16 protein-coding genes are annotated in these 24,416 nt (G+C 51.8%); 8 read left to right on the top strand and 8 right to left on the bottom strand.

Going from position 1 to position 24,416, the window contains the following annotated elements; genetic code table 11:
• Positions 1-295: 295 nt before the first annotated feature.
• Entirely contained in the window at positions 296-4,066 is a 3,771-nt protein-coding gene (locus tag ABD07_RS09325; protein ID WP_160818055.1) for an ATP-binding protein, read from the top strand.
• 10 nt (positions 4,067-4,076) lie between these two features.
• Here ABD07_RS09325 and ABD07_RS09320 read toward each other — a convergent pair whose 3' ends face one another.
• The 5 genes from ABD07_RS09320 to ABD07_RS09300 form a co-directional block, all read right to left on the bottom strand.
• Entirely contained in the window at positions 4,077-5,309 is a 1,233-nt protein-coding gene (locus ABD07_RS09320) for an EAL domain-containing response regulator (RefSeq protein WP_160818054.1), read from the bottom strand.
• A 196-nt stretch (positions 5,310-5,505) separates the two neighbouring features.
• Positions 5,506-6,087 (bottom strand): hypothetical protein, encoded by a 582-nt coding sequence (locus ABD07_RS09315; protein ID WP_240142500.1) that lies wholly within the window; start codon positions 6,085-6,087, stop codon positions 5,506-5,508.
• Positions 6,084-6,524 carry a hypothetical protein gene (locus ABD07_RS09310; protein ID WP_108699530.1) on the bottom strand — a complete coding sequence of 147 codons (441 nt, stop codon included), beginning with the start codon at positions 6,522-6,524 and terminating at the stop codon, positions 6,084-6,086. The genes ABD07_RS09315 and ABD07_RS09310 overlap by 4 nt, the downstream gene beginning before the upstream one ends.
• Before the next feature lie 164 nt (positions 6,525-6,688).
• Positions 6,689-7,372, bottom strand: a complete 684-nt coding sequence (locus ABD07_RS15020; protein WP_240142499.1) for a PEP-CTERM sorting domain-containing protein — start codon at positions 7,370-7,372, stop codon at positions 6,689-6,691.
• Between the two features lie 307 nt (positions 7,373-7,679).
• The gene (locus ABD07_RS09300; RefSeq protein ID WP_160818053.1) at positions 7,680-9,191 is read right to left on the bottom strand and encodes an NAD(P)H-hydrate dehydratase; all 1,512 of its coding nucleotides are present in this window, start codon (positions 9,189-9,191) and stop codon (positions 7,680-7,682) included.
• An 85-nt stretch (positions 9,192-9,276) separates the two neighbouring features.
• Here ABD07_RS09300 and purL point away from each other — a divergent pair, with 85 nt between their 5' ends.
• From purL to ABD07_RS09265, 7 genes are all read left to right on the top strand, one after another.
• Positions 9,277-13,263: a phosphoribosylformylglycinamidine synthase gene (gene purL / locus ABD07_RS09295; protein ID WP_160818052.1), complete on the top strand. Its 3,987-nt coding sequence runs from the start codon at positions 9,277-9,279 to the stop codon at positions 13,261-13,263.
• A 44-nt stretch (positions 13,264-13,307) separates the two neighbouring features.
• On the top strand, positions 13,308-14,531 hold the full coding sequence (locus tag ABD07_RS09290) for a ChaN family lipoprotein (RefSeq protein WP_160818051.1): 1,224 nt from the start codon (positions 13,308-13,310) through the stop codon (positions 14,529-14,531).
• A 16-nt stretch (positions 14,532-14,547) separates the two neighbouring features.
• Complete coding sequence (locus ABD07_RS09285) at positions 14,548-16,587, top strand: M1 family metallopeptidase (protein WP_160818050.1); 2,040 nt, start codon at positions 14,548-14,550, stop codon at positions 16,585-16,587.
• 118 nt (positions 16,588-16,705) lie between these two features.
• On the top strand, positions 16,706-17,527 hold the full coding sequence (locus tag ABD07_RS09280) for a hypothetical protein (protein WP_205010680.1): 822 nt from the start codon (positions 16,706-16,708) through the stop codon (positions 17,525-17,527).
• A 535-nt stretch (positions 17,528-18,062) separates the two neighbouring features.
• A complete protein-coding gene (locus ABD07_RS15015; protein ID WP_160818061.1) occupies positions 18,063-18,605 on the top strand; it encodes a lectin-like protein in 543 nt (180 codons plus the stop codon).
• A gap of 222 nt (positions 18,606-18,827) precedes the next feature.
• Complete coding sequence (locus ABD07_RS09270) at positions 18,828-19,196, top strand: helix-turn-helix transcriptional regulator (protein ID WP_240142498.1); 369 nt, start codon at positions 18,828-18,830, stop codon at positions 19,194-19,196.
• A gap of 16 nt (positions 19,197-19,212) precedes the next feature.
• Positions 19,213-20,523 (top strand): type II toxin-antitoxin system HipA family toxin, encoded by a 1,311-nt coding sequence (locus tag ABD07_RS09265; RefSeq protein WP_160818047.1) that lies wholly within the window; start codon positions 19,213-19,215, stop codon positions 20,521-20,523.
• 132 nt (positions 20,524-20,655) lie between these two features.
• Here ABD07_RS09265 and ABD07_RS09260 read toward each other — a convergent pair whose 3' ends face one another.
• The 3 genes from ABD07_RS09260 to ABD07_RS09250 form a co-directional block, all read right to left on the bottom strand.
• Complete coding sequence (locus ABD07_RS09260) at positions 20,656-21,285, bottom strand: carbohydrate binding domain-containing protein (protein WP_160818046.1); 630 nt, start codon at positions 21,283-21,285, stop codon at positions 20,656-20,658.
• 224 nt (positions 21,286-21,509) lie between these two features.
• Positions 21,510-22,271, bottom strand: a complete 762-nt coding sequence (locus ABD07_RS09255; protein ID WP_160818045.1) for a DUF5765 domain-containing protein — start codon at positions 22,269-22,271, stop codon at positions 21,510-21,512.
• A 263-nt stretch (positions 22,272-22,534) separates the two neighbouring features.
• On the bottom strand, positions 22,535-24,139 hold the full coding sequence (locus tag ABD07_RS09250; RefSeq protein ID WP_160818044.1) for an ABC-F family ATPase: 1,605 nt from the start codon (positions 24,137-24,139) through the stop codon (positions 22,535-22,537).
• Positions 24,140-24,416: the final 277 nt, after the last annotated feature.

Below are 24,416 nucleotides of genomic sequence, written 5' to 3'. Positions count from 1 at the left end.
ATTATTTTTAACAACACTTTTTTATTCCTTTGCTTTCCTTAGCCGGTGTTTCTTACAGTTTGGATGAGATTCATGAATCAAATTAAGTGTCGGCTGTCGTGGTGCTGAAGTATAGAAATAATTCTGGGTGGGATTACGGCATCCGAACGCAATAAGATTAGCCGGGATACTATAAGCCGCTATCAATAGCACTTAATCAATCCAAAACTGTTATTGTTTCATCCTGTTTGATTTTCTGATCAAATACAGGAACAGGCTAAAAAACCCGGTTTGCAGCTCATGCAAGGAGGAACTGATGAAATTCACGTCGCTGACACAGCGTTTTGCTGTCTGGTTCACATTGGTCTCTTTGCTGCCTATATTAGTGATTGGCAATAGCCTGTTGCACACGTTTGAGAAGGAAATAAAAAAATCGGCTATCCGCAATGTATCTGCGATCGCGGATAAAAAGATCGAGCAGATCGACAGCTATTTGAAGGAACGCTTTCTTGATTCCAGCTTGGTGCGCGATTCCAGTACGACACACAAAGCGCTTATAGAATTTTCCAGAATTTTTGAACAAAGCGGGGTGGATTCAGACGATTATCGCGAATTGGACGCCAGTTATCGTGAAAATTTCAAACGCTTTGTTGAGGAAGCGAAATATTACGATATTTTTCTGATTTCCACTAAGGGCGATATCGTCTATACGCAAGCGCATGAATCTGATTTTGCAACTAACTTACTCACAGGTCCGTATCGCGATACGGGACTTGGTAAAGTCACGCGTTATGCGCTGGATAATTTAAAAAGCAGTATCTCCGACTTTGAGCGATATGCGCCATCCAGGGGCGCAATCGCTGCATTTGTTGCGACGCCGGTCATAATAAACGGTGAAATTAAAGGTGTATTAGCGTTGCAAATCTTTAGTGAACGCGTATTCGCAGTGATTGCGAATAATGTCGGGCTTAGCGAGAGTGGTGAAACGGTTGTGGTGCGCCTCGAAGACGCTCAGACTGCATTAGTCATGGCGCCGTTAAAATACGATTCCGCTGCTGCATTGGAACGCAGGATTTCTCTCAATATACCTTCTGCGGAAGCCATTCGAAATGCCCTGAATGGCGATTCTGGCGGGGCGCTGACGTTAGATTATCGCGGCAAGGAAGTGGTTGCCGCCTGGCGCTACTTGCCACTCATGAAATGGGGCATCGTGGTGCACATTGATGCTGAAGAAGCCTTTGCCTCAGTATATAAGGTACATTTTATCGGCTTGGTCATTCTGGTTCTAACATTACTTGCCGCGATATTGGGCGCTGTTCTGTTTAATCGCCGCGTTGTAGATCCTCTGAAGCATTTGAATCGCAGTGCCATGGAGATTTCAGCGGGAAACCTGCATCAACGTGTGGCGATTGAGGGCTGGGATGAAATGCGGCAATTGGCGAATACCTTCAACTTTATGGTGGAGCAGCTGAATGCCAGCGATCAGGAACGCAACAAAGCGGAAGGAAATCTGGTGCAGCTCAATCTGGAATTGGAGCACCGCGTTGCGGCGCGAACCGCGGATTTGCAGCGCGCCAATGCGGCTTTGGCGATCAAAGAGGAAGAAATGCGTTCGGTGGTCGAACACATGGTGGATTGCGTGGTGACCACCAATGAAATCGGCACGATTCTTTCCGCCAATCCGGTGATGGAAAAATTATTCGGTTACAGCCACGAGGAAATGATCGGCCAGAATATATCCATCATCGTGCCTGAACCAGATCGCAGCAAGCATATCGGCTATATGGAAAATTATTGCCGCACCGGGCATGGTCAGGAGTATGTCGGCCGTGCTTATTTATCCGGTTCGCATGGGATCGGTTTGGGCCGGGAAGTCGAAGGTGTGCGCAAGGACGGGGAGCGGATTGAATTGTATCTTGCGGTCAGTGAATATTTTGTCGGAGGGAAGCGGCATTTTACCGGTGTCATGCGCGATATCCGTGAACATGTGCACATTATGAAGGAACTCAGGCAAGCCCGGCTTGATGCGGAGCAAGCCAGTAAAGCCAAATCGGCGTTTCTGGCCGCCATGAGCCATGAAATCCGCACACCGATGAACGGCGTGATCGGTATGATCGACGTGCTCAGGCAGACCAGTTTGAGTGGTTATCAAATGGAAATGGCCAATCTGATCCGTGATTCCGCTTATGCCTTGCTGGCCATTATTGAAGACATTCTCGATTTTTCCAAAATCGAAGCGGGTAAGCTGGAAATCGAAAAAATACCGATGCCGCTGGCCAGCATCATCGAAAATGCATGCGGCATGCTGGCGCACTTGGCGCTGAGTAAGAAAGTCGAGCTGACGCTCTTCATCGATCCCGCGATCCCGGAAAATGTATTGGGCGATCCACTGCGTTTGCGTCAAGTGCTGGTGAATATCATCAATAACGCGATCAAGTTTTCCAGTAAACAGGAAAAACAAGGCAAGGTTTCGGTGCGGGTATTATTGACGGAATCGAATCCGGATCAGGTAGTGGTGACCTTCCAGGTAACCGATAATGGCATCGGCATGGATAAGGAAACGCAGGAAAAGCTTTTCAAATCTTTTTCCCAAGGCGATCCTTCCACCACACGGCGCTTTGGCGGGACCGGGCTTGGTTTGGCGATTTCCCATCACCTTGCGGAGCTGATGGATGCGGAAATAACCGTGCAAAGCGAGCCGCAACAAGGCTCCACCTTTATCATTCAGATGCCATTCAAACCGCTGCCGGCAGCTACCGTTGCCGATCACAAGATCGAAGATCTGGAGGGCATGAATTGCTTGATTCTGGGTGACAACGATAGTCTGAGCAATGATCTGGCTGTTTACTTAAAAAGCGCCGGTGCACAGGTTGAGCAAATAACGGATCTTGATCACGCCGATCAATTTATTCAGGGGCTTGCGCCGGGTTTATGGCTGGTTGTCATCGATGCCGGGCAGCATGTGCCGCTCATCAAGGAATTGCGCGCCGCGTTTAATGCTCGTGCGAAAAAAATAGCAGGCGCCGCGAAAACCGCACCGGAAACAGCGCAATCTTCCATCGAACCGCGTTTTGTCGTGATCAAGCGTGGCCGCCGCCGGCAAGCGCGCATCGAAGATATCGATATCATTACATTGGACGGCGATGTCATGTACCGTCAATCGTTACTGCGTGCAATGGCGATCGCCGCCGGCAAGGTGGAAATGAACACGGAAACCGCACCGGCTGTCAATTTACTGAAATCCGGACCGGTACCGATGCCGCGCGATGAAGCTTTGCGGCAGGGTAAGCTCATCCTGGTGGCGGAGGATAACGACATCAACCAGAAAGTCATCCGCCAGCAGCTCAACTTGCTCGGCTATGCTGCGGATATTGCCAACGATGGGCGTGAAGCGCTGAAACGATTGCAGAACTGCAATTACGCGTTGCTGCTGACCGATTTGCATATGCCCGAAATGGACGGCTTTGAATTGACGCAGGAAATACGTTCCCAGAATTCAACCTGGAAACACATACCGATTGTCGCGTTGACTGCTAATGCGTTGAAGGGCGAAAGGGAACATTGCCTGAATGCCGGTATGGACGATTATCTGAGCAAACCAGTGCAACTTGAGGATTTACGCCGGATTCTGGAGCAATATCTACCGGATGAAAAACCGGCAGCAGTGCAGTCTGTTATTTCCGTACTCACAGCTGCAACTGCAACTGCAACTGCAAACGCAGCGGTAGCGGCTGTGGTGCCGGTGGATGTGCAGGTGCTGGAAAAATTGGTCGGCGACGATCCGGCCATGATTCAGGAAATGCTGCTGGATTTTCGCGCCAGTGCGGAAAAAATCGCAATCGAACTGCACGCCGCCTATCAAGCAGGCCAGTTTGCTACAGCCGGATCATTGGCGCATAAACTGAAATCGTCTTCGCGTTCCGTGGGTGCGCTGGCGCTGGGTGAGCTCTGCGCGGCGATGGAGCAAGCGGGGAAAAATAACGATGCGGCGGAATTGGCCGTGCTGCTACCGCAGTTTGACGCGCAGCTGATAGAAGTCAAAGCCTATCTCGATGGGTTATGCTCGCAAAGCGGGAAAAATGCCTGACACTGTTTGACTAGGATGCCGGGAAATTATCCAATAACCCGGCGTGCACGCGGTTTTGCCATTCTTCCATCCAGCGGGGCAAGTCGTCGGCAAGCAGCGGCTCGGATATAAAATTCCCTTGCGCCATATCGCATCCGGTCTCGCGTAAAAGTTCCCAGTCGTTGCGATCCTCAACGCCTTCCGCGACGATGTCCATACCGAGCTGTTTGCCCATCGCCAAGCTGGCGTCGTAAATGGCGCGCAGCGTATCGTCGCTCCAGGCGCGGTGCACGAAGCCCTGATCGATCTTCAGTTCATTGAAGGGAATATCGCGTAGTTGCGCCAGGGATGAGTGCCCGGTGCCGAAATCGTCAATGGACAAATGAAACCGTTTGAGCCGCAGGCGGGTGAGAATTTCCAGTGGAATGCGCGCATCCGGCCCCATGACTTGGCTTTCGGTAATTTCGATGACGATTTTTTGCGGTGGCAGATTATTCTCGTTGACGAGATTGACCACCATGTCTTGAAAATGCAAAGAAGCGAGATTATCCATGGTGACATTGATGGACACGCGCAATGTGAGTCCGCTTTGATGCCATTTCCCTGCCTGAACGATCGCTTGCGTCAGCACCAAACGCGTCAGATCGTCGATCAAATTGTTGTCTTCCGCAATGTGAATAAACCGGTCCGGCATGATCACGCCATCTTGCGGGTGATGCCAGCGTACCAGCGTTTCCACGCCAATCACGTCACCGTTTTCAACCGATACTTTGGGCTGGTAATAATTCACCAGCTCCTGATGAGCAATGGCCGATTTAATATCGTCCGCGCTATAGGTTTTACGGCTGGGGGACAGTGGATTTAGTACATCCGCGGTCCATCCCAGCAGAATTTCCGCTAATTTAGCGGGATCGACCGGTTTATGCACATAGCCGAGCATCGGTATCTTGTGCGCATGCACCAGCCTTTCGGCGGTTTTTAACATCCGTTCATCTTCGCCACTGACCAGAACCAGCTTGCCGTGATATTGGCGATCCACCAGGTAGCGGACAAACTCAATGCCGTCCATATCCGGCATATTCAAATCAAGCAGGATCAAATCCGGGCGTGTATCCGCATGATCGATTTTTTTGAGCGCATCCGAACCATTGTCGCAGGTTGCGATAGCGGTATAACCGAGCTTGACCAGCATCCGCGACAGCAGCTTGAGCATGAAGGTGTCGTCATCAAGGATCAGTATCTTAATGTGAGATGCGCTATCCATATGGTTTTTTCAAATAGGAACGGATTGGAATGCCAAATATAATGATTCTCGGAATATCAGCGCATGATCATACACTGTGTACCGATAAAGAGGATAGCGATCGTCTTTTTCCGTTATGCAATGGGACGATAGCGATGGTTACCGGCCGGGAACCGGTAGGGTTGTAGGATTGCAAGCCAGTGATCGAAAGATGAAATCAATCATCGATCAGCACATGGCCGAAGAAAGCGAAAACACCGATCGCGATGCCGGTGACGAATTGTGCATGCACCAAATAGGAAAATTTCTTGAACTCGACCGGCGAATAGCGCAAAGTCAAAAACAAACCGAAAACCCCCTGCCAAAGTACCAGCGCCAATAAAGCCGGAAAGAAAAGAATATGGCTGTAACGCGAAAATCCCATCATCCCGATATGCAGCAAAATGACGGCAACCGCCGCGATGCCGAAATAAATATGCGTGCGGTTCAACCAGATCAATAAACGATTCAACTGCGATGATTCAAGCGGAGCGATATAGTCCGGGAGCAGACGCTGCGCCAATTTTCCCTGACCCAGCGCCAGTTTTAATAAGGTGCGACAATAAATAAATACCAGCAGCGCCAGCCCCGCTTTGCCAAACCCTTCACCGATTTCGGTGAGGAACGTTTCGCGTTCTTCCGGGATGGGATGAACCGAGTAGGCGTAAATAAAATGCGCCAATGAAATCAGCGAGATTGCTGCCGTATAGAGCAGAATGTTGCGGATATTTTTCAATGATTGTTGCATATTATCAGTCATTTGTTTACCGGATAACCCGTCACTTTTAGAATTTCCCAATTGAAATCATGAACACCGGCGACATCATCGGGCAAAGCCATCGATAGCGCGCCCTTGGATAGCGGTGGCAGATCCAGATCGATCTGATGCACCTTCGGATCATGCGACATGTTCGCATGCATGTGCATATGATGATGGTCATGTACCGGTGTCATGCTGACCACGAGTTGCGCGATATGGTAATGGTCGTTGCCGTTGTAGATCGTACCGCTGAAAATCCCCCAGCCGAATCCGGCATCGATTTTTAGCTTCTGAATGGCATCTTGCGGTAATTCAATCAGTTCCGTGTTCGGTGGCGGTTGGTCCGCTTGCGCGCTCGACGAAACAATCAGTAAAGTCAGTAATAATCCGGCGGACAGCCTGAAGAATTTTTCCCGTTTAACAGTGCGTATAGCCATTGGATCCCTTCAAATATTATGTGCGTGGTTGTATTAAGAACGGGAATTATGCCAAAAATGAAACAGCCTCGTGAGACTTTGCTCAGAGGCTGTTCAATGTAACCAGTGACCCATTTGCTGACTCTGCCAGAGCAGAGTTTATTTTAGTAGTGATGATGTAAGACTTAAACAGCTTGTTGTTTTCTGCGATTGGCCATGAATCCGATCAAACCCAGACCTGCTAACAACATCGCGTAGGTTTCCGGTTCAGGAACTACAGAAATAAACTGAAAATGGCCATCGGCTTGGCCTACTTCAAAAGCATCACCGGTATCACGACCGAAGGGATCTCCCCCTTGCAGCACGTAGTTGTCTAAGCTAACGCCGAAGGGATTGGTTTGGAAAACACCGGAATGTACGTCTTTGTCAAACACGGACAGCAAAACAGGCGCGTCACCATCGAATGAACCGTTCAGGTACATTTCAACACCGTTTTGTGTGCTGCCAGTGGGACCGTTATAACCGCCAAAATTACTCGATTCGCTGTTGACGGCAAAAACTGCCGATTGTTCGGGTAACAGTGTTAAAACATGCGAGTAGGAAAAATCAGTACCAGAACCGGAAACAGCATTCAGCCCAATGGTACCGGAGAAGGTTGAAGTTCCCCCGTTGGTGAAGATGACAAAACCGGTATCCGGGCTTGGACTGCCCATGTCAGCAAAATTGTAGACTCCGCTTGGGGTTGAGGAAGAGTAGAGTGTTACAATATTGATTTTATAGGACGCTGCCATTGCCAATGGTGTAGCAGTCAGCATAAATGCTGCGCTTGCAGCCATGATGGCTGAGACGGTCAGGGATTTTTTTATCATTTTTGATTCCTCAAATGGTTATTTAGAGACGACTGCCTGCCGCCGCAAGCAGAGTTGAATGGAAAACGATTCAAATTTTCCACCTTCATCATAGTGTGGAATTGTGTAATATTCAAGATAAATCATTTAAAATCAAAATGCTAATCTCACTTAGCAATGCGGCGAATGAACAGAAAGCCGGCATGGATAAATGGTCTAACCGGAGGAATTCATCTGGTTTTTCATTGCATTTGTGAGTAGGGAATGAAATTGAACAATGGAATGGCAATCAGATTTGCACGGAATCGAGCGGATCAAGGTTAAAAAACTACCGGTAAACCCACTCATTCAGCAACAGCCGCGCTTCAGCAATCACTTCCGACGCCACCATCCCTACCATTCCATGATGTTGCTGCACCCAGCGGTCCGCTGCGGCGCCATGCAGATAAACGGCCAGTAACAATGCGTGCCCGGGATTCAAACCTTGGGCGATCAACGCGCCCATCATTCCGGCTAAAACATCGCCGGTTCCGGCGGTGCTGAGCGCGGGATTGCCGCTGGTGTTCAGGTAGCGTGTTCCATCCGGGAAGCAGCAAATGCTGCCCGCACCTTTCAGCACGACATGGCAATTGAATTGCTGTCCGATTTGCAGCGCTGCATTCATGCGGTTTTGCTGCACGGCGGCGGTGCCGGTGTTCAGCAGGCGTGCCGCTTCGGCGGGATGGGGTGTCAGGATGGTGGCAGCATGGCGTTGACCGAGTGTCTTCGCCAGTGGTGAATGTTGTGCGATCAGATTGAGCGCATCGGCATCGATGATCAGTGTGCAATCACTGGTGAGCGCTTTCTCCAGCCACGGCAATGCTTCCGCCGATTGCCCCAGACCGGGGCCAACGATCAAGCAATTGAGCGGTGCTAGCGTGAACAATCCGGACGGCGCACGCAGCATCAGCTCCGGTTGGGAGAAATCAACCGGCGGCGCATTGTCTGCCAGCAAACCGAGATAGACACGCCCCGCGCCTAAGTGCAAGGCAGCGCGGCCTGCCAACAATGCCGCGCCGGTCATACCAGCTGAACCGCCAAGGATGGCAACGTTACCGAACGTGCCTTTATGGCTATTGGCGCGGCGGGCAGGCGGCAGTAACGATTGCGCAAGTTTCTGATTCAGCAGCCAAGTGCGCGGTTCGGGCGGTGCGGGCAGCTGAATATCCAAGTCGCGCAACACAATCGTTCCGCAGCATTCCGGCCCGGAATGGGTGTACAAGCCCGGTTTTAAACCAATAAAAGTGATCGTCAGCGTGGCGCGAATGGCGATGCCGTAAATGCAACCGTCGTCGCTACCCAGCCCGGATGGAATATCCAGTGCGACGATGGGAACCGCCATTGGATTGACGGTTTCAATCCAGTCGCGGTATTTTCCTTCAATCGGGCGATGTTGCGATTGATCCAGACCGATGCCGAATAAGCCGTCGACCACGATATCCCAGTTTCGGTCGCAATCCGGTATCTCGTCGTAAATGTCGCCACCAATATCGAACCAAGCGTGCAGGGCTTGTTTGGCATCCGGCGGAACACGGTTGCCGTCGCCGCCGAATACCACGGTGACGGCGTTGCCCCATTCCTGCAAATAACGCGCCACGACGAAGGCATCGCCGCCGTTGTTACCCGGCCCGGCCAGCACCAGGATTTGATGCCCCGGGCCTTTCAACAACTGATCGCGGATCACTTGTGCCGCCGCCAAACCTGCTTTTTCCATCAAGCGGGGCGGTTTGGGCAGCCTTGCCGATTGTTGTTCAATGTCGCGGATTTCAGCGGTGAGAAAAACCGGGTCGGCGGATATCATAGTTGTACGCGGATTGGATGATCAGCGATAAGTACATCTTCTCGTGTAAAATTGCAATCTTTAAATTACCGCCTTATTTCCTCTAATGCTCCAATTCTGTGGTGGACGTGCGCTTTCCCCGTTTCGTCTGGAAAAATTACGCAAGCAAATTAACACGCTGAATCTGCCGGTATCCGCGCTGAATAGCGAATACTGGCATTTCTGTTCGGTCACACGAAACCTGCAAGACGCTGAGCTGAACGCATTGCGCAAATTGCTCAACCACGATCAAACGCAGGAAAATGCGCGGCATCCCGGTGAATTCTTTCTGGTGTTGCCGCGCGCCGGCACGATTTCGCCGTGGTCGACCAAAGCCACCGATATCGCGCGGCACTGCGGATTGGCGGCGGTCGAGCGCATCGAACGCGGCATTGCCTATTACATTCAATGCGATGCGCCGCTCTCCGCCGAAGATAAAGCGCGTCTCAAGGCATTGCTGCACGATCGCATGACCGAAGCGGTGTTTTATTCGTTCGACGATGCGGCCAAACTATTCCAGCATTTTGCACCGCAACCGCTCAACACGGTTGACGTGATGGGCGGCGGCGCCGATGCGCTGCGGCAAGCGAACCAAACGATGGGGCTGGCGCTATCGGCGGATGAAATTGATTACTTGGCGTATCACTTTCAGCAAATGCAGCGCAATCCGACCGATGTCGAACTGATGATGTTCGCGCAGGCGAATTCCGAGCATTGCCGCCATAAGATATTCAACGCCGATTGGGTGATCGACGGCAAGCCACAGGATAAATCGCTGTTTGCGATGATTCGCAACACGCACCAAACCCACCCGCAAGGCACGCTGGTGGCGTACGCCGATAATGCCAGCGTGATCGAAGGCGCAACCATCCAGCGGTTTTATCCGGGCGGCGGGCAGGTTTATGGCTACGCCGAAGAAAAAACGCATGTATTGATGAAGGTCGAAACGCATAATCACCCGACCGCGATTTCACCGTTTCCCGGCGCGGCGACCGGTGTCGGCGGGGAAATCCGCGACGAAGGCGCGACCGGGCGCGGCGCAAAACCGAAAGCCGGGTTATGCGGTTTCTCGGTATCCAATCTGAACATTCCGGATTTCACGCAACCGTGGGAAGCCGGTCAAGGCGGGGATCCGTCAAGCTACGGCAAACCGGGGCGCATCGCTTCGGCGTTGCAAATCATGCTGGAAGGGCCGATTGGCGGCGCGGCGTTCAACAACGAATTCGGCCGCCCCAATCTGGCGGGTTATTTCCGCACCTTTGAAGAGCGTGTGGGCGGGGAAATGCGCGGTTATCACAAGCCGGTCATGCTGGCGGGGGGCGTCGGGCAGATTTCCGACCGCCATGTGCGCAAGGAAAAATTCCCGCCAGGCGCGCTGCTGATTCAATTGGGTGGCCCCGGCATGCTGATTGGTTTAGGCGGTGGCGCGGCATCCAGCATGGATACCGGCGCCAATACCGAAGCGCTGGATTTCGATTCGGTGCAACGAGGCAATCCGGAAATGCAGCGGCGCGCGCAGGAAGTGATCGACCGCTGCTGGCAATTGCAACGCAGCGGCAGCGAAAACCCGATTCTGTTCATTCATGATGTGGGAGCGGGGGGGTTATCCAATGCCTTCCCGGAATTGGTGCACGATTCCGGGCGCGGCGGGCGTTTCAACTTGCGCGCAGTGCCGTTCGAGGAAACCAGCATGTCGCCGATGCAAATCTGGAGCAACGAAGCGCAGGAGCGCTACGTGCTGGCGATCAAACCGGAGTCGCTGACGTTGTTTGAAAGCATCTGCGAGCGCGAACGCTGTCCGTTCGCCGTCGTTGGCGAGGCAACCGGCGACGAACAACTGGTGGTCGCCGATCCGCAATCGCCTACACCGCCGGTCGACATGCCGCTGCCGGTTTTGCTCGGCAAGCCACCCAAAATGACGCGCGATGTGGTGCATGGAGAACGAGTTCTTCCTGCGCTCGATTGGTCGGGTGTGACACTGACCGAAGCCGCGTACCGGGTTTTGCGCTTGCCCGCGGTCGCTGATAAGAGTTTTCTGATTACCATCGGCGACCGCAGTGTCGGTGGTTTGTCGGCGCGCGATCAAATGGTCGGTCCGTGGCAGATTCCGGTGGCCGATGTCGCGGTGACCAGCATGGGATACCAAACGGATCTGGGCGAAGCGTTTGCCATCGGCGAACGCACGCCGCTGGCGCTGATCGACCCCAAAGCCGCGGCGCGCATGGCGGTCGGTGAAGCGATTACCAATATCGCTGCCGCAGCGATCAATGACATTCAACATATCAAGTTGTCGGCCAACTGGATGGCGGCCGCCGGACATCCGGGCGAGGATGCCGGATTGTACGACGCGGTGCACACCGTCGGCATGGAATTGTGCCCGCAATTGGGCATCAGCATTCCGGTCGGGAAAGATTCGATGTCGATGAAAACCGCCTGGGACGAAGCGGGCGCGCGCAAGGAAGTCACAGCGCCGCTGTCGTTGATTATTTCGTCTTTTGCCACGGTGACGGATGTGCGTAAAACTTTGACGCCACAGTTGCGCACCGATTGCGGCGACAGCGAATTGATCCTGATCGATTTAGGGCGAGGGCAGAACCGCTTGGGCGGTTCGGCGCTGGCGCAGGTGTACAAACAAGTCGGCAATCATGCGCCGGATATCGACGGTGAAACCGGTGCGCAGCAATTGCGTAATTTTTTCAACGCGATTCAGCAGCTCAATGTAACGGACAGATTACTCGCGTATCACGATCGTTCCGACGGCGGCCTGTTTGTAACGCTGTGCGAAATGGCGTTTGCCGGGCATACGGGCATAACGGTGAATCTGGATCAATTGTGCTTCGATCCGCAGTACAGCGATCTCGACGGATCGGAATTGCGCCCGGAACAACTGGGAGGGCGTTTCCTGGAACGCATGCTTGCGGTGCTGTTTAATGAGGAATTGGGGGCGGTGATCCAAATTGCCGCCGCGCAACGTCAAGAGGTCATGCACGTGCTGGCCGATGCGGGGTTGCGCGATGCCAGTTTTATCATCGGACAATTGAACCGGTCGGACGAAATCCGTCTGATGCGCAATAACAAAGCGGTGCTGGCGGAGAAACGGGTGGATGTGCAACGCGCCTGGTCGGAAACCACCTATCAGATGCAAAAACTGCGCGACAATCCGGTCTGTGCGCAACAGGAATTCGACCGCATTCTCGATAGCGCCGATCCCGGTCTTCAGGTTGCGCTCCAATACGATGCCAGTAACGATATTGCCGCACCGTTCATCCAAACCGGCGTGCGTCCGCGCATGGCCATTCTGCGTGAGCAAGGCGTCAACGGGCATGTGGAAATGGCGGCGGCGTTCGATCGCGCCGGTTTTACCGCGATCGACGTGCACATGAGCGACATTATCGCAGGGCGTGTTTCCTTGAGCGATTTCAAAGGATTCGTTGCATGCGGCGGATTTTCTTACGGTGACGTGCTGGGTGCCGGCGAAGGCTGGGCCAAGTCGATTCTGTTCAACCCGCGCGCGCGCGATGAATTCGAAGCGTTTTTTCAGCGCGGCGACACCTTTGCGCTGGGCGTTTGCAATGGTTGTCAAATGATGAGCAACTTGCACGAAATCATTCCCGGCGCAGCTGCCTGGCCGCGGTTTAAACGCAATCTGTCGGAACAATTTGAAGCGCGCTTTGTCATGGTGGAAGTGCAGCCCGGTCCTTCGCTGTTTTTTGACGGCATGGCGGGCAGCCGGATGCCGGTTACGGTAGCGCACGGTGAAGGCAGGGTTGAGTTTTCTTCCGCTCAACCCGAGAGTGCCGCGGCTTTGGTGACATTGCGGTTTGTCGACAATCACGGGCAAGTCACCGAGCGCTATCCGTTCAATCCGAACGGCTCGCTGCATGGAATGACCGGTTTGACTACACCTGACGGGCGTTTCAATGTGCTGATGCCGCATCCGGAGCGGGTGTTCCGCGTGACGCAGCATTCCTGGCATCCCGATGCGCGCTCCGGTAAAGCGGAAGACGGTTCGTGGATGCGCTTGTTCCGCAATGCGCGTAAATGGGTAGGGTAAACGAGTCCGTTGTGATCAATTGAACCTTTAAAAGAATGAATAACATGACAAATTTCAAGATAACCCGACGCAACAGCTTTATGTGCCTGACCTTTTTGCTGCTGAGCCTGGCCATGCATCCTGCGGCTGCGGTGATTACCCCGGCAAAGAAGCCGGTGCCGAATAACTGCGTGCCGCTGGGGGATTGGATTGTTCCCGGATCCGGCAAAACCTCGCAACAGGAAGTCATCGCGCGCGCCGCCAAAGCCTCGGTGGTGCTGCTGGGTGAAACGCATGTCAACGCCGATCATCACCGCTGGCAATTGCAAACGCTGGTGGCTTTGCACGCGCAGCGCCCGAATATGGTGATCGGTTTTGAAATGTTTCCGCGCCGCGTGCAAGCCGCGCTGGATAAATGGATTGCCGGTGAGTTGAGCGAAAAAGAATTTCTGCGCGCGGCGGAATGGGATCAGGTGTGGAATACCGATGCCAACCTGTATTTGCCTCTGTTTCATTTTGCCCGTATGAATCGCATTCCGATGCTGGCGCTGAATATCGAAACCAGCCTGCGCCGCCAAGTGGCGGAAAAGGGTTTTTACGGTGTTCCGGTGGAAGAGCGCGAAGGCTTGACGCGCCCGGCGGAACCCAGTCAGGCGTACGTCGATTTTTTGCTGCCGATCTATAAACAGCACGACCGTAAACATAAAAATGAAACCACGCAGGACGATCCGGATTTCCGCCGCTTCATTGGCGGACAGCAATTGTGGGACCGCGCCATGGCGCAAATTCTGCAACAAGCCGTGACGCAATCCGGTGGCGCGGAGAAACCGCTGGTGGTCGGTGTCATGGGCACGGGTCACGTGCTACATGGTTTTGGCGTGCCGCATCAATTGCACGACTTGGGCATCAAATCCGTTGCCGGATTGCTGCCGTGGGATAGCGATAAATCCTGCAAGAATCTGGTTGCCGGGGTGGCCGATGCGGTATTCGGCGTGTTGCCGCATATTGCCGAATCTTTCCGGCCGCAGTTCCAGCGTCTCGGTATCCGCTATGAAATGGGCAGGGGCGGTGCGGTGATACTGCAAGTGGAAAAAAACAGCATTGCCGATGCCGCCAAGTTGCAGGATTCCGACGTGATTCTGGAAATGGCCGGTGTACCGGTTAAAGTGCTGGAAGACGTGACCGCCATCGTAAAACGCCAAGCGCCGGGAACCTGGCTGCCGCTCAAAATCAAACGAGACGAGCAGGAAATGCTGATCATCGCCAAATTTCCGGCATTGCAGCATTAATTCTTTTTAGATAGCTATGACTACTTTCACTTTCCTCAGAACTTGTTTTTTTCTGCTACTCACCGGCCTTGTTGCTCAACCTGCGTTTTCAGCGCCTGCGCCGATCAAACACAATGATGTCGAGTATGACATCACCGTGAAAATCGACCCGGTTAATCGCACGATTGAAGGGAAAAGCCTCATTACCGTCGATAACCCGAGAGAATTGCAATTGGTGCTGGGTGCCGGGTATGAAGTAATTCAGGCGGATTCTAATGACGGGCCGATGGGGGTTGGCCGCGAGCAAGCCAATCAACCGCATATTTGGAACATCCCGTTTCTTTTCAGACATCGAGTCCAATTTCTGATTCGCTGGAAAGGCGTACTGGCGCCGCTGGACACTTCGCTCGATCACCAGCAAACGCTGGGCAGGCCGATTGCTGTCAGCGGTGAAGCCGGTACTTTCCTGCCGGATAGCTCGGATTGGTATCCGCGCGTTGCCGGGCAGCTGGTGCGCTATAAAGTCAGTATCGAATTGCCGTCCGGCCAGAAAGGCTTGGTGGCGGGCCGTTTGATTGAAGAACAGGAATCGCCGCAAAACTACCAAGCGGTGTTTGAATTTTCCCAACCCGCCGAAGGAATCGATTTGATGGCGGGTCCGTATGCGATCGAAACGCAGACGCATCAAAATATCAATCGCAAGCCGATTCAATTACGCACCTACTTTCATCCGCAGATCAGCGGTTTGTCGAAGGATTATCTCGACGCCGTGAAACGCTATCTGGATCTGTATGAGTCCTCGATCGGCGAGTATCCCTATACGGAATTCAGCGTCGTATCGAGTCCCACACCGACCGGTTTCGGCATGCCGACGCTGACTTATCTCGGTGTCGATGTGCTGCAATTGCCGTTCATCCGCAATACTTCGCTCGGTCATGAAGTGCTGCACAACTGGTGGGGCAATGGCGTTTATCCGGATTACAAGACCGGCAACTGGTCCGAAGGATTGACCACGTTCATGGCCGATTATGCGTACAAAGAACAGGAAGGCGATGCCGCCGCGCGCGACATGCGCTTGAGCTGGCTGCGCGATTTCGCCGCGTTGCAGCCGGGGCAGGATGTGCCGCTGACGGCTTTTACCTCGCGCACGCATGGCGCGTCGAAGATTGTCGGTTACAACAAAGCCGCGATGTTCTTCTTCATGTTGCGCGATCATCTGGGTGAGATGATTTTTCAGCGCGGCATCCAGGGGCTATGGAAGGTGCAGCGCTTTAGAATGACATCTTGGCTGGATGTACAAAAAATGTTTGAATTCACTTCCGGGCAGTCGCTCGGGCCTTTCTTTACGCAATGGCTGAATCGCAGCGGTGCGCCCGCAATCGAACTGACTGAGGTGAGAAACGCGGTGACGGGTTCCGGGTATGAATTGTCGATTACGCTGAAACAATCCGAACCGGCGTATCAGCTACAAGTTCCGGTGGCAATCGAAACGCAGCAAGGCAGCACAATCCACCGTCTCGATGTGCAGCAAGCGCAGCAGACATTCACGCTGAAATTGACGGACAAACCGCTAACCGTTTCACTCGATCCCGATCTGCGTCTGTTCCGGCACTTGGCGCCCGGAGAAGCACCGCCGATTCTGCGCGAAGTGATGGTCAACGCCGCCACGCAGACGGTGTTATTGTCCGATCAACCTGAAGTCCGCAAAATTGCCGAGGCGCTTGCCAGTAAATTGCAAGACCGCAAGCTTGAAATAATCGCACCGGACGATCCGCTTTCCGCTGCACCGACGCTGGTAATCGGCTTGCAAGCGGAGATCGATGCCTGGCTCGCCGCCAAACAGCTGCCCGCCCGGCCGGATGAAACCGGTAAAAAAGGCACTGCACAAGTCTGGACATTGGCACGCGCTGATGGCGCATCGCTCGCCATCATCTCCGCGCAAGACGCCGCATCGCTCGAAGCGCTAATCCGCCCGCTGCCGCACTACGGACGGCAAAGTTATCTGGTGTTTGATGGGCGGCAAGCGATTGAGAAAGGGACTTGGCCGATGTTGGTGCAGAAGGTGGTTATTGAGTAATAGCTAATTGTAAGATAGTGAGAAGATTTATGTTTCGGGTGAATTACGATTCGGTATCTGACTCTGGTTTTTATTATTTCCATACATGAACCAAATTGGTTTTGATAAGAAATTCAGTTTGCTTGCTCAAGAAGCACATTTAGCAAAAAACACTCTTCTTTCTGGCTTTGATTTACTTATAAAAGCTAATTTCTTTCAAGACAAAGATGGTTATTTCTATTCCGCATTCTTCCATATCTCAATTGGGATGGAGAGAATTCTGAAGCTGGCTGTTGTTACGCATTACATGCTTTCCAACAACTATCTGACACCCACAGTCAAACAACTAAAGAGTCAATTCGGCCACGACATCAGAACTCTCTACAGCGAGTCTCTAAAGCTGATGCCGATATATCGGCATCCTAATGCACACACAGCTACAAGAACTGACAATGATGAAGCCCTGATTGATTTTTTTACTGAATATGGTGTTGGGTCACGCTACTTCAACCTGAATGAAGTCTGTGAAGCAAAGATGGATAGAAGCCCGTTAGACAAGTGGCCTCATCTTGCTAGCTCTATCTACGAAGAGTATACCCCTCATCAGATACGAGAGAAATCAGCTATGAATCTGATGTATAAGATGGACAAAGAAGGTCGCTTCAACGGATTTACTTCTCACCTTGATGAGTATGGTCATCCACTGATGGTGTTTGATTGCTTGTACCGCCAATATGTCATTGAAAAAAGCGCACCACTGATCATCTGGCGATTCGTTGAAATACTAAAGCCTATTCATTTCCTACTTGAAGCAATGGCCCACAAAGCTATTGCCTATGAAACAGAAAACAAGATTGCTTCAATGGTAATTCCACACTATGAAGAATTCTTTTACTTTTTACTGGCTGATAAATTTACCATTAAGAGACGGAAGAAATGGCTAAACACCTTCAATCGATAAAATAGATCTTCAAAGAAAGCACCACGAGAGCGCTTTTTTAATCATGATTTATCAAGTTCAAACACAAAGGGATTAGGTCTAGAATCAAGAAAAATAAAATCGGCTCATACAGCCAACAGAAAATCGGGAAGTATTCCCAATTGCATCAAACAACGGTTGTAGTTATTTTTTGGAAACGACACTGTTAAATTGATCGAAATTCAAATACCGGTAATTGTCGAGTAGCTTTAAATCAACAATTTGATTGATTTGTATAATTTTGTATATGCTCTAAGAAATGAAATATAAATAGGACAAAATTAGTATTTTCTTAGGACAAATGAATGATCAAGCCGGTTAGCTAAAAGTTAAACTTATAATTGTATGGAGGAAATTTTTCCATATGCATGTAAGTGATAAATAACGATTAGACACAGGGCTTTCCGGATATTGCCGGGATGTGGCGTGGATTAACTTATCCTGAGATCTATGCGGATCGATGGGTGCGCCCAATACCCTGTCTGATCAATCATATTTTTAAAAATTGGGAGTTAAAATGAAACTAAAAACAATTTTTTTATCGCTGGGATTTTTTGCAGCGACCGGTGCCGTGGCAGCGCCTGTGCAATGGGCTGGGAATGGTCATTGGTATGAACTGGTGTCTACTCCGTTGAGTTTTGGCGATGCGACCGCTGAAGCGGCAACACGTACGTATCTAGGCTTGGGTGGCCATCTGGTTACCGTTACATCGGCTGACGAGAATACCTTTGTTCATACGTTGACAGGTGGTGGTGCAACTTGGCTAGGCGCCAGCGATGTGGTCGTGGAAGGCGAATGGCGCTGGGTGAGCGGTCCGGAAGTAGGCCAGCTGCTGACATATACCAATTGGGGGCCGGGTGAGCCTAATAATTCCGGAAACGAGGATTTTGCGGTTTACAACAATCCATGGGGCGGTGGTTTGTGGAATGATCGTCCGGATGCAGGGATTGCCTATATTGTCGAATATAGTGTGCCGGTTCCTGAACCTGAGATTTATGCAATGTTGCTGGCGGGTCTGGGTATTATCGGTTTTGCCGGCCGCCGATTAAGAAATAGCTAATTTCTCTATCCGGTAAACAAAAACCTCGCTGCTAACGACAGCGGGGTTTTTTATTGTTTCATATTCTATGCGTCGTCAATAAGAAAGCCAGTGATAGCATTACAATCGACCGGTGATCAAATAAAATTCCCATAAGTACTTTATCGTGTAAGGACAAATTAATTCGCCATAGTTGACGATATATTGTATATTAATCGCATTAAGTCGACATAAATGACGAATATGATGATAAATAATCAACTGTCCGACGAGGCTATCCTGGCTGAATTGGGTGCACGTCTGGCGCAGCGTCGCGTCGCGCGGTTGTTATCACAAGCTGCCTTGGCGGCGGAAGCCGGAGTTTCGAAGCGCACGGTGGAGCGGGTTGAAGCCGGAGAGTCCGTGCAATGGGTGACGTTGATCCGTTTGTGCCGTGTCTTGGATTTGATGGATGGATTGGATCGATGGCTGCCGGAATCCGGCCCAAGTCCGATGGCATTATTAAAAGAAAAACAGACCGGAAAAGGGCGGCAACGGACGAGTAGCCGCCGTGCGACATCAACGATCAAAACTGGTGAGAAACCCTGGACGTGGGGGGAATCATCATCCTAAGCGATGACTTGAGATCATGAGCACGGTTGCTGAAGTGAAGCTGTGGGGGCGCACCATCGGTGCCGTGGCATTGGTGGATGGCGATACGGTAGCGAGCTTTGAATACGACAGTCAGTTTACCCGTAGCGGCATCGAGATTGCGCCGCTGACGATGCCGCTGGCCAGCACGGTGTATCGCTTTCCGGCGTTGGAATGGAATACCTTTCACGGCTTGCCCGGCTTATTGGCCGATTCGCTGCCGGACAAGTTCGGTAATGCTTTGATCGATGCCTGGCTCGCCACGCAAGGCCGTCAGCCGGATTCCTTCAATGCGGTGGAGCGGTTGTGTTACACCGGTAGCCGTGGCATGGGTGCTTTGGAATTTTTACCGGTAAAAGGCCCAAAGGCACGCACATCGCAGAAAATCCAAGTTGCGCAACTGGTCGAGCTGGCATCGGAAGTGCTCACTCATCGTCAACAGCTGGCGGAAACGTTTGGCGATGATGCGCAAAAAGCGGTTGCGCTCAAGCAGATCCTGCAGATCGGCACTTCCGCAGGCGGTGCGCGTGCCAAGGCGGTGATTGCCTGGAATCCTGTTACCCATGAAGTGCGCTCCGGCCAGGTGAAGGCACCGGAAGGATTTGGTTATTGGTTGCTGAAGTTTGACGGCGTCAGCGGCAATAAAGACAAAGAGTTGGAAGATCCCAAAGGCTATGGTGCGATTGAGTATGCCTATTACCGGATGGCGTGCGATGCCGGTATCCACATGAACGAATGCCGTTTGCTGGAAGAGAATGAACGCCGCCATTTCATGACCAAACGTTTCGATCGGCTCGAAAACGGTGACAAATTGCACATGCAGTCCCTGGGCGCCTTGGCGCATTACGATTACAATCTGGCGGGCGCCTACAGCTACGAACAAGCAGTGCAAGTAATCAAGCGGCTGCATTTGCCCATGCGTGACGTGGAGCAGCAATTCCGCCGTATGGTGTTCAACGTCATCGCCCGCAACCAGGACGATCATGTCAAAAACATCGCGTTCCTGATGGATAAGCAAGGCAATTGGTCATTGGCGCCCGCATTTGATGTCACCTACAGTTATCAACCCGCCGGGCGCTGGACTTCCTCGCACCAAATGACACTGAACGGCAAACGGGATGGATTCGAGCTGGCTGATTTTATCGCAGTTGAAAAAGTAGCCGGTTTGAAGCGCGGGCAAGCCAAAGCGATCCTGCATGATGTGCAGGAAGTGGTATTCCGCTGGCGTGACTTTGCCGATGCCGCGGGTGTGAGCCAGGATCATCGCGAGAGGATTTATACTGCGTTACGGCTGGAGCCGTTGTTTTGAAGTCTGGTCAGAATAAAACACGAAGCCAATCCGGCAGGGGGAATACAGCAGAATTCTCGATTGCGAGGTCGCGCAGCAAAAATTAGGTGGTTCTATTTTTGGCTCGCGACCTATCCCAATCAGCTATGATTGTTAAAGCTTATTTCTTGAGAAATAAGCTTTACTGGTGCGGCGAAGCGTAAGGCTCAGTAATAAAAAACCAACCAGTAACATCTCGACAGTTTTCGGTTCAGGTATCGTGCTGGTCATTGAGATCATATCGAGTGAGCCGCCGAGGCTGTCGCTTCTTCCAACCGCGCTGAAAGTCAGCAGTGCCTCACCGTCAAAGTTAAATAGCGCCGAATAATTTTGCCAGTTATGATCGCTTCCTCCACCGACACCGGTCAGAACGGTGACTGGAGCGGAGCCGTCCAATGTGAACGACAAATCGTTGGTGTCACTAGCGGTACCGGGGCGGGCCGAAAACCAGAAGCTGAGTTGATACAACCCAGGCGTGCCAATCAATAACTGGGAAATCGAACTGTTCGAATTCGTGTCTAATTCAATAAAATTTGAACCATCGAAAGCGGATCCGGCGACATTGTTGCGCAGCTCGATATCCGGAGCGCCGCTCCAGCCAAGCAAAGTTGAATAAAGATTCCATGAGCCATTGTCTTGCAAATCGGCTTCAAAACTGCCATTAGTGACAAGATCGACGGCTGCCGAAGCGTATATCGGGGCTACCAGTAGAATGCTCATTACAGATTTATAAAAATTTTTCATACAATCGTCCCTCAAAATTGAAAAATAGACCGTAAACAGCCTGTTGTTTACAACGATGCAATGAGGTAAAAGCTTTAGCGCGCCGGATCAAACGGTGCGCTAAAGCAGGCTGATATTCTGATTGAGGGGAGTTGCGTCCGGAACGGAGGGGTTTTATCAGCGCGAGTTACTGCATGAAGGAGTGCAGCTACCGTTTGATACGATGATGCTGTTCCCGGCGGGTGTCAAGTGTGCGAGGATGCACGCAAAAATTTTGGCAGCGGCAATCCGTACCAGCTGTTTACATACAAATATTGCCGGATTGGCGTTTTAATCATCAGCAACAGCAAGCCGATGGAATACAGGCACCAAACAGCTGCCCATTCGTTCATGTCATCAGTGGTCATATAAGCCAGCAGCGGTCCCGATATGAAATGGTACACCACCATTTTCCAGGAACCGTACAGCAGCGGCAGTACAAAAGCGGCATAGCCGTAGACATTTCCCATGAACACATTGCCGTTGGCGGGAATGGCCCAGGCGATATGCCAAGCGCCCGAAGTCGAGCAAATCTCTTTGCCGCAGAATGGCATGGTGTATCTCGCGCTGGTGAAAAATGTCATGTTGTAGTCTCTGTCGAAACAGTAAGTCATCCAATCGAATGGATAAATACGCATCATAAAGACTACCGCAGCGGCGGCGCATAAGGTATAAACCGCAGGCGCAATACGGCGGCGCAAACTGTCCGGAATGAAATGCATCGCGACCGCATTGACAAAAAACGGTTGGAAAGCGATATGCATGTAACCCAGAAACGTGGCAATCTGATTGCGCGGATCCGTACACTGATCGATTACCGTATAGGTATACGCTTGCAGCAATTCCATCAACGAAAAGTACGCAAGCGCGGCGCACAACACGCCAGATTCGCCTTTCCGGTAAAAATAGGCAGTACTGGTAAGACCCGCCACCGCGAGCACAGCAGATGCTTCACCACTCCAGCACATAGAACCTCTATAGAAAAATGAATATGCGCCAGGTTGGTTGACACAAGCTAACCGGAAGATTTCAGCGGCGTGTCAACAGTCTGTTCACTCGATAACCGCTGGCATGGAAAAAACTGGAAAATGGCAGGACAGGGATACAAAGGGCATTGCCATTGATTGTACACATTTGCCTATCAAATAGACAGCGCAATTCTCAGTGCTATACATGAGAATTGCTGTGAAGATATTATTGAAGATAAAGGGGAATTGCAGCAGGCTTTAAATTACTCAATCCCCTGCGATCTCAAGTAATCCTCATAATTACCTTTGAAATCGTTGATACCGTCCGGTGTCATTTCCAGAATTCGGGTAGCCAGCGAGGAAACGAATTCGCGGTCGTGGGAGATGAAAATCAGTGTGCCGTTATATTTCTCCAGCGCGCTGTTCAGCGATTCGATCGATTCCATGTCCAGGTGATTGGTCGGTTCGTCCATCAGCAACACGTTCGGTTTCTGCAAGAGCAGCTTGCCAAACAGCATGCGGCCTTGTTCGCCGCCGGAAATCACGCGGGTGGATTTTTTCACGTCGTCGCCGGAGAACAGTAACCGGCCCAGCGTGCCGCGGATCGTTTGATCGTCGTCGCTGCCTTGCCGCCATTGATCCATCCATTCGGTCAATGACAGTTCTTCCGCGAAATCGGCCGCATGGTCTTGGGGGAAATAGCCGGGGCGCGCTTTTTCCGCCCATTTGATCAAACCGGAATCGGGGATTAAATCGCCGTTCAGGCAACGCAGCAGCGTAGTTTTACCGATACCGTTCGGGCCGATGATGGCGACTTTCTCGCCCGCTTCGATGTCCAGGCTCAAGCCATCGAATAGCGGCTTGTCCATGCCGGGGAAGCTCTTGCTAATGGCTTGGATGGAAACGGCCAAGCGGTGCAATTTGTCTCTATCGTCGAACTCAAAGCGGATAAACGGATATTGGCGGCTGGACGGTTTGACATCCTCGAGTTTGATTTTTTCGATCTGCCGCGCACGGCTGGTGGCCTGCCGGGCTTTCGACGCGTTGGCGGAGAAACGGCTGACAAACGATTGCAAATCGGCGATCTGCGCTTTTTTCTTGGCGTTATTGGCCAGCATGCGCTCGCGCACCTGCGTCGAGGCGGTCATGTAATCGTCGTAGTTGCCGGGATAGATGCGTAGCTCGCCGTAATCCAGATCAGCCATGTGCGTGCACACGCTGTTCAAAAAATGCCGATCGTGCGAAATGATGATGATGGTGTTCTTACTGGCATTGATGACATCTTCCAGCCAGCGGATGGTATTGATATCGAGGTTATTGGTCGGCTCGTCCAGCAGCAGAATATCCGGGTTGGAAAACAACGCCTGCGCCAATAACACCCGCAGCTTGTAACCGGGAGCGATGGCGCTCATCAGTCCATGATGCTGGGAAGAGGGGATGCCGACGCCGAGCAACAACTCCCCGGCGCGCGCTTCCGCCGAATAACCGTCCAGCTCGGCAAACTCCGACTCCAGTCCGGCGGCGAGCATATAATCGTCCTCAGAGGCGTCGGGATTGGCGTAAATGGCATCGCGCTGCTGCTTGATGCGCCATAATTCCGCGTGTCCCATCATCACGGCATCAATGACCGGATACTCTTCAAATGCAAATTGATCCTGGCGCAGCTTACCTACCCGCTCGCCGCTGTCGACTGAGACATTCCCAGCCGTCGGCTCCAGATCTCCGCCGAGAATCTTCATGAACGTCGACTTACCGCAACCGTTCGCGCCGATCAACCCATAGCGGTTACCCCCGCCGAATTTAACGGAAACATTCTCGAATAGCGGCTTAGCGCCGAATTGCATGGTGATATTGGCAGTTGTGATCAAAACGGGTACCTGCGGATGATGGTTACAAGAAAGGGGCGCACATTCTAAACGTTTTTCAATGGAATTGCTGGGTTATGGTGGGGGGGTCACAGAATTGATTGTCAATTGCATGAAATAGCGGTTGGGGGGTATGCTGCGCGGGTATGGAATTTTGGGATGTGAATCTACAATCTTTCGGCAATGAAATTTAGAGTGATGACAGCCCTAAAAGAATGAGGAGATTGAATGAATGCTACAGGATTGGTTATTACGCTTGAGGTAATCATCATGTCATTTC

It is taken from the genome of Nitrosomonas oligotropha (genome assembly GCF_009833085.1).
GTDB classification, from domain to species: domain Bacteria; phylum Pseudomonadota; class Gammaproteobacteria; order Burkholderiales; family Nitrosomonadaceae; genus Nitrosomonas; species Nitrosomonas oligotropha.
This window is presented reverse-complemented; position numbering and strand designations above follow the sequence as displayed.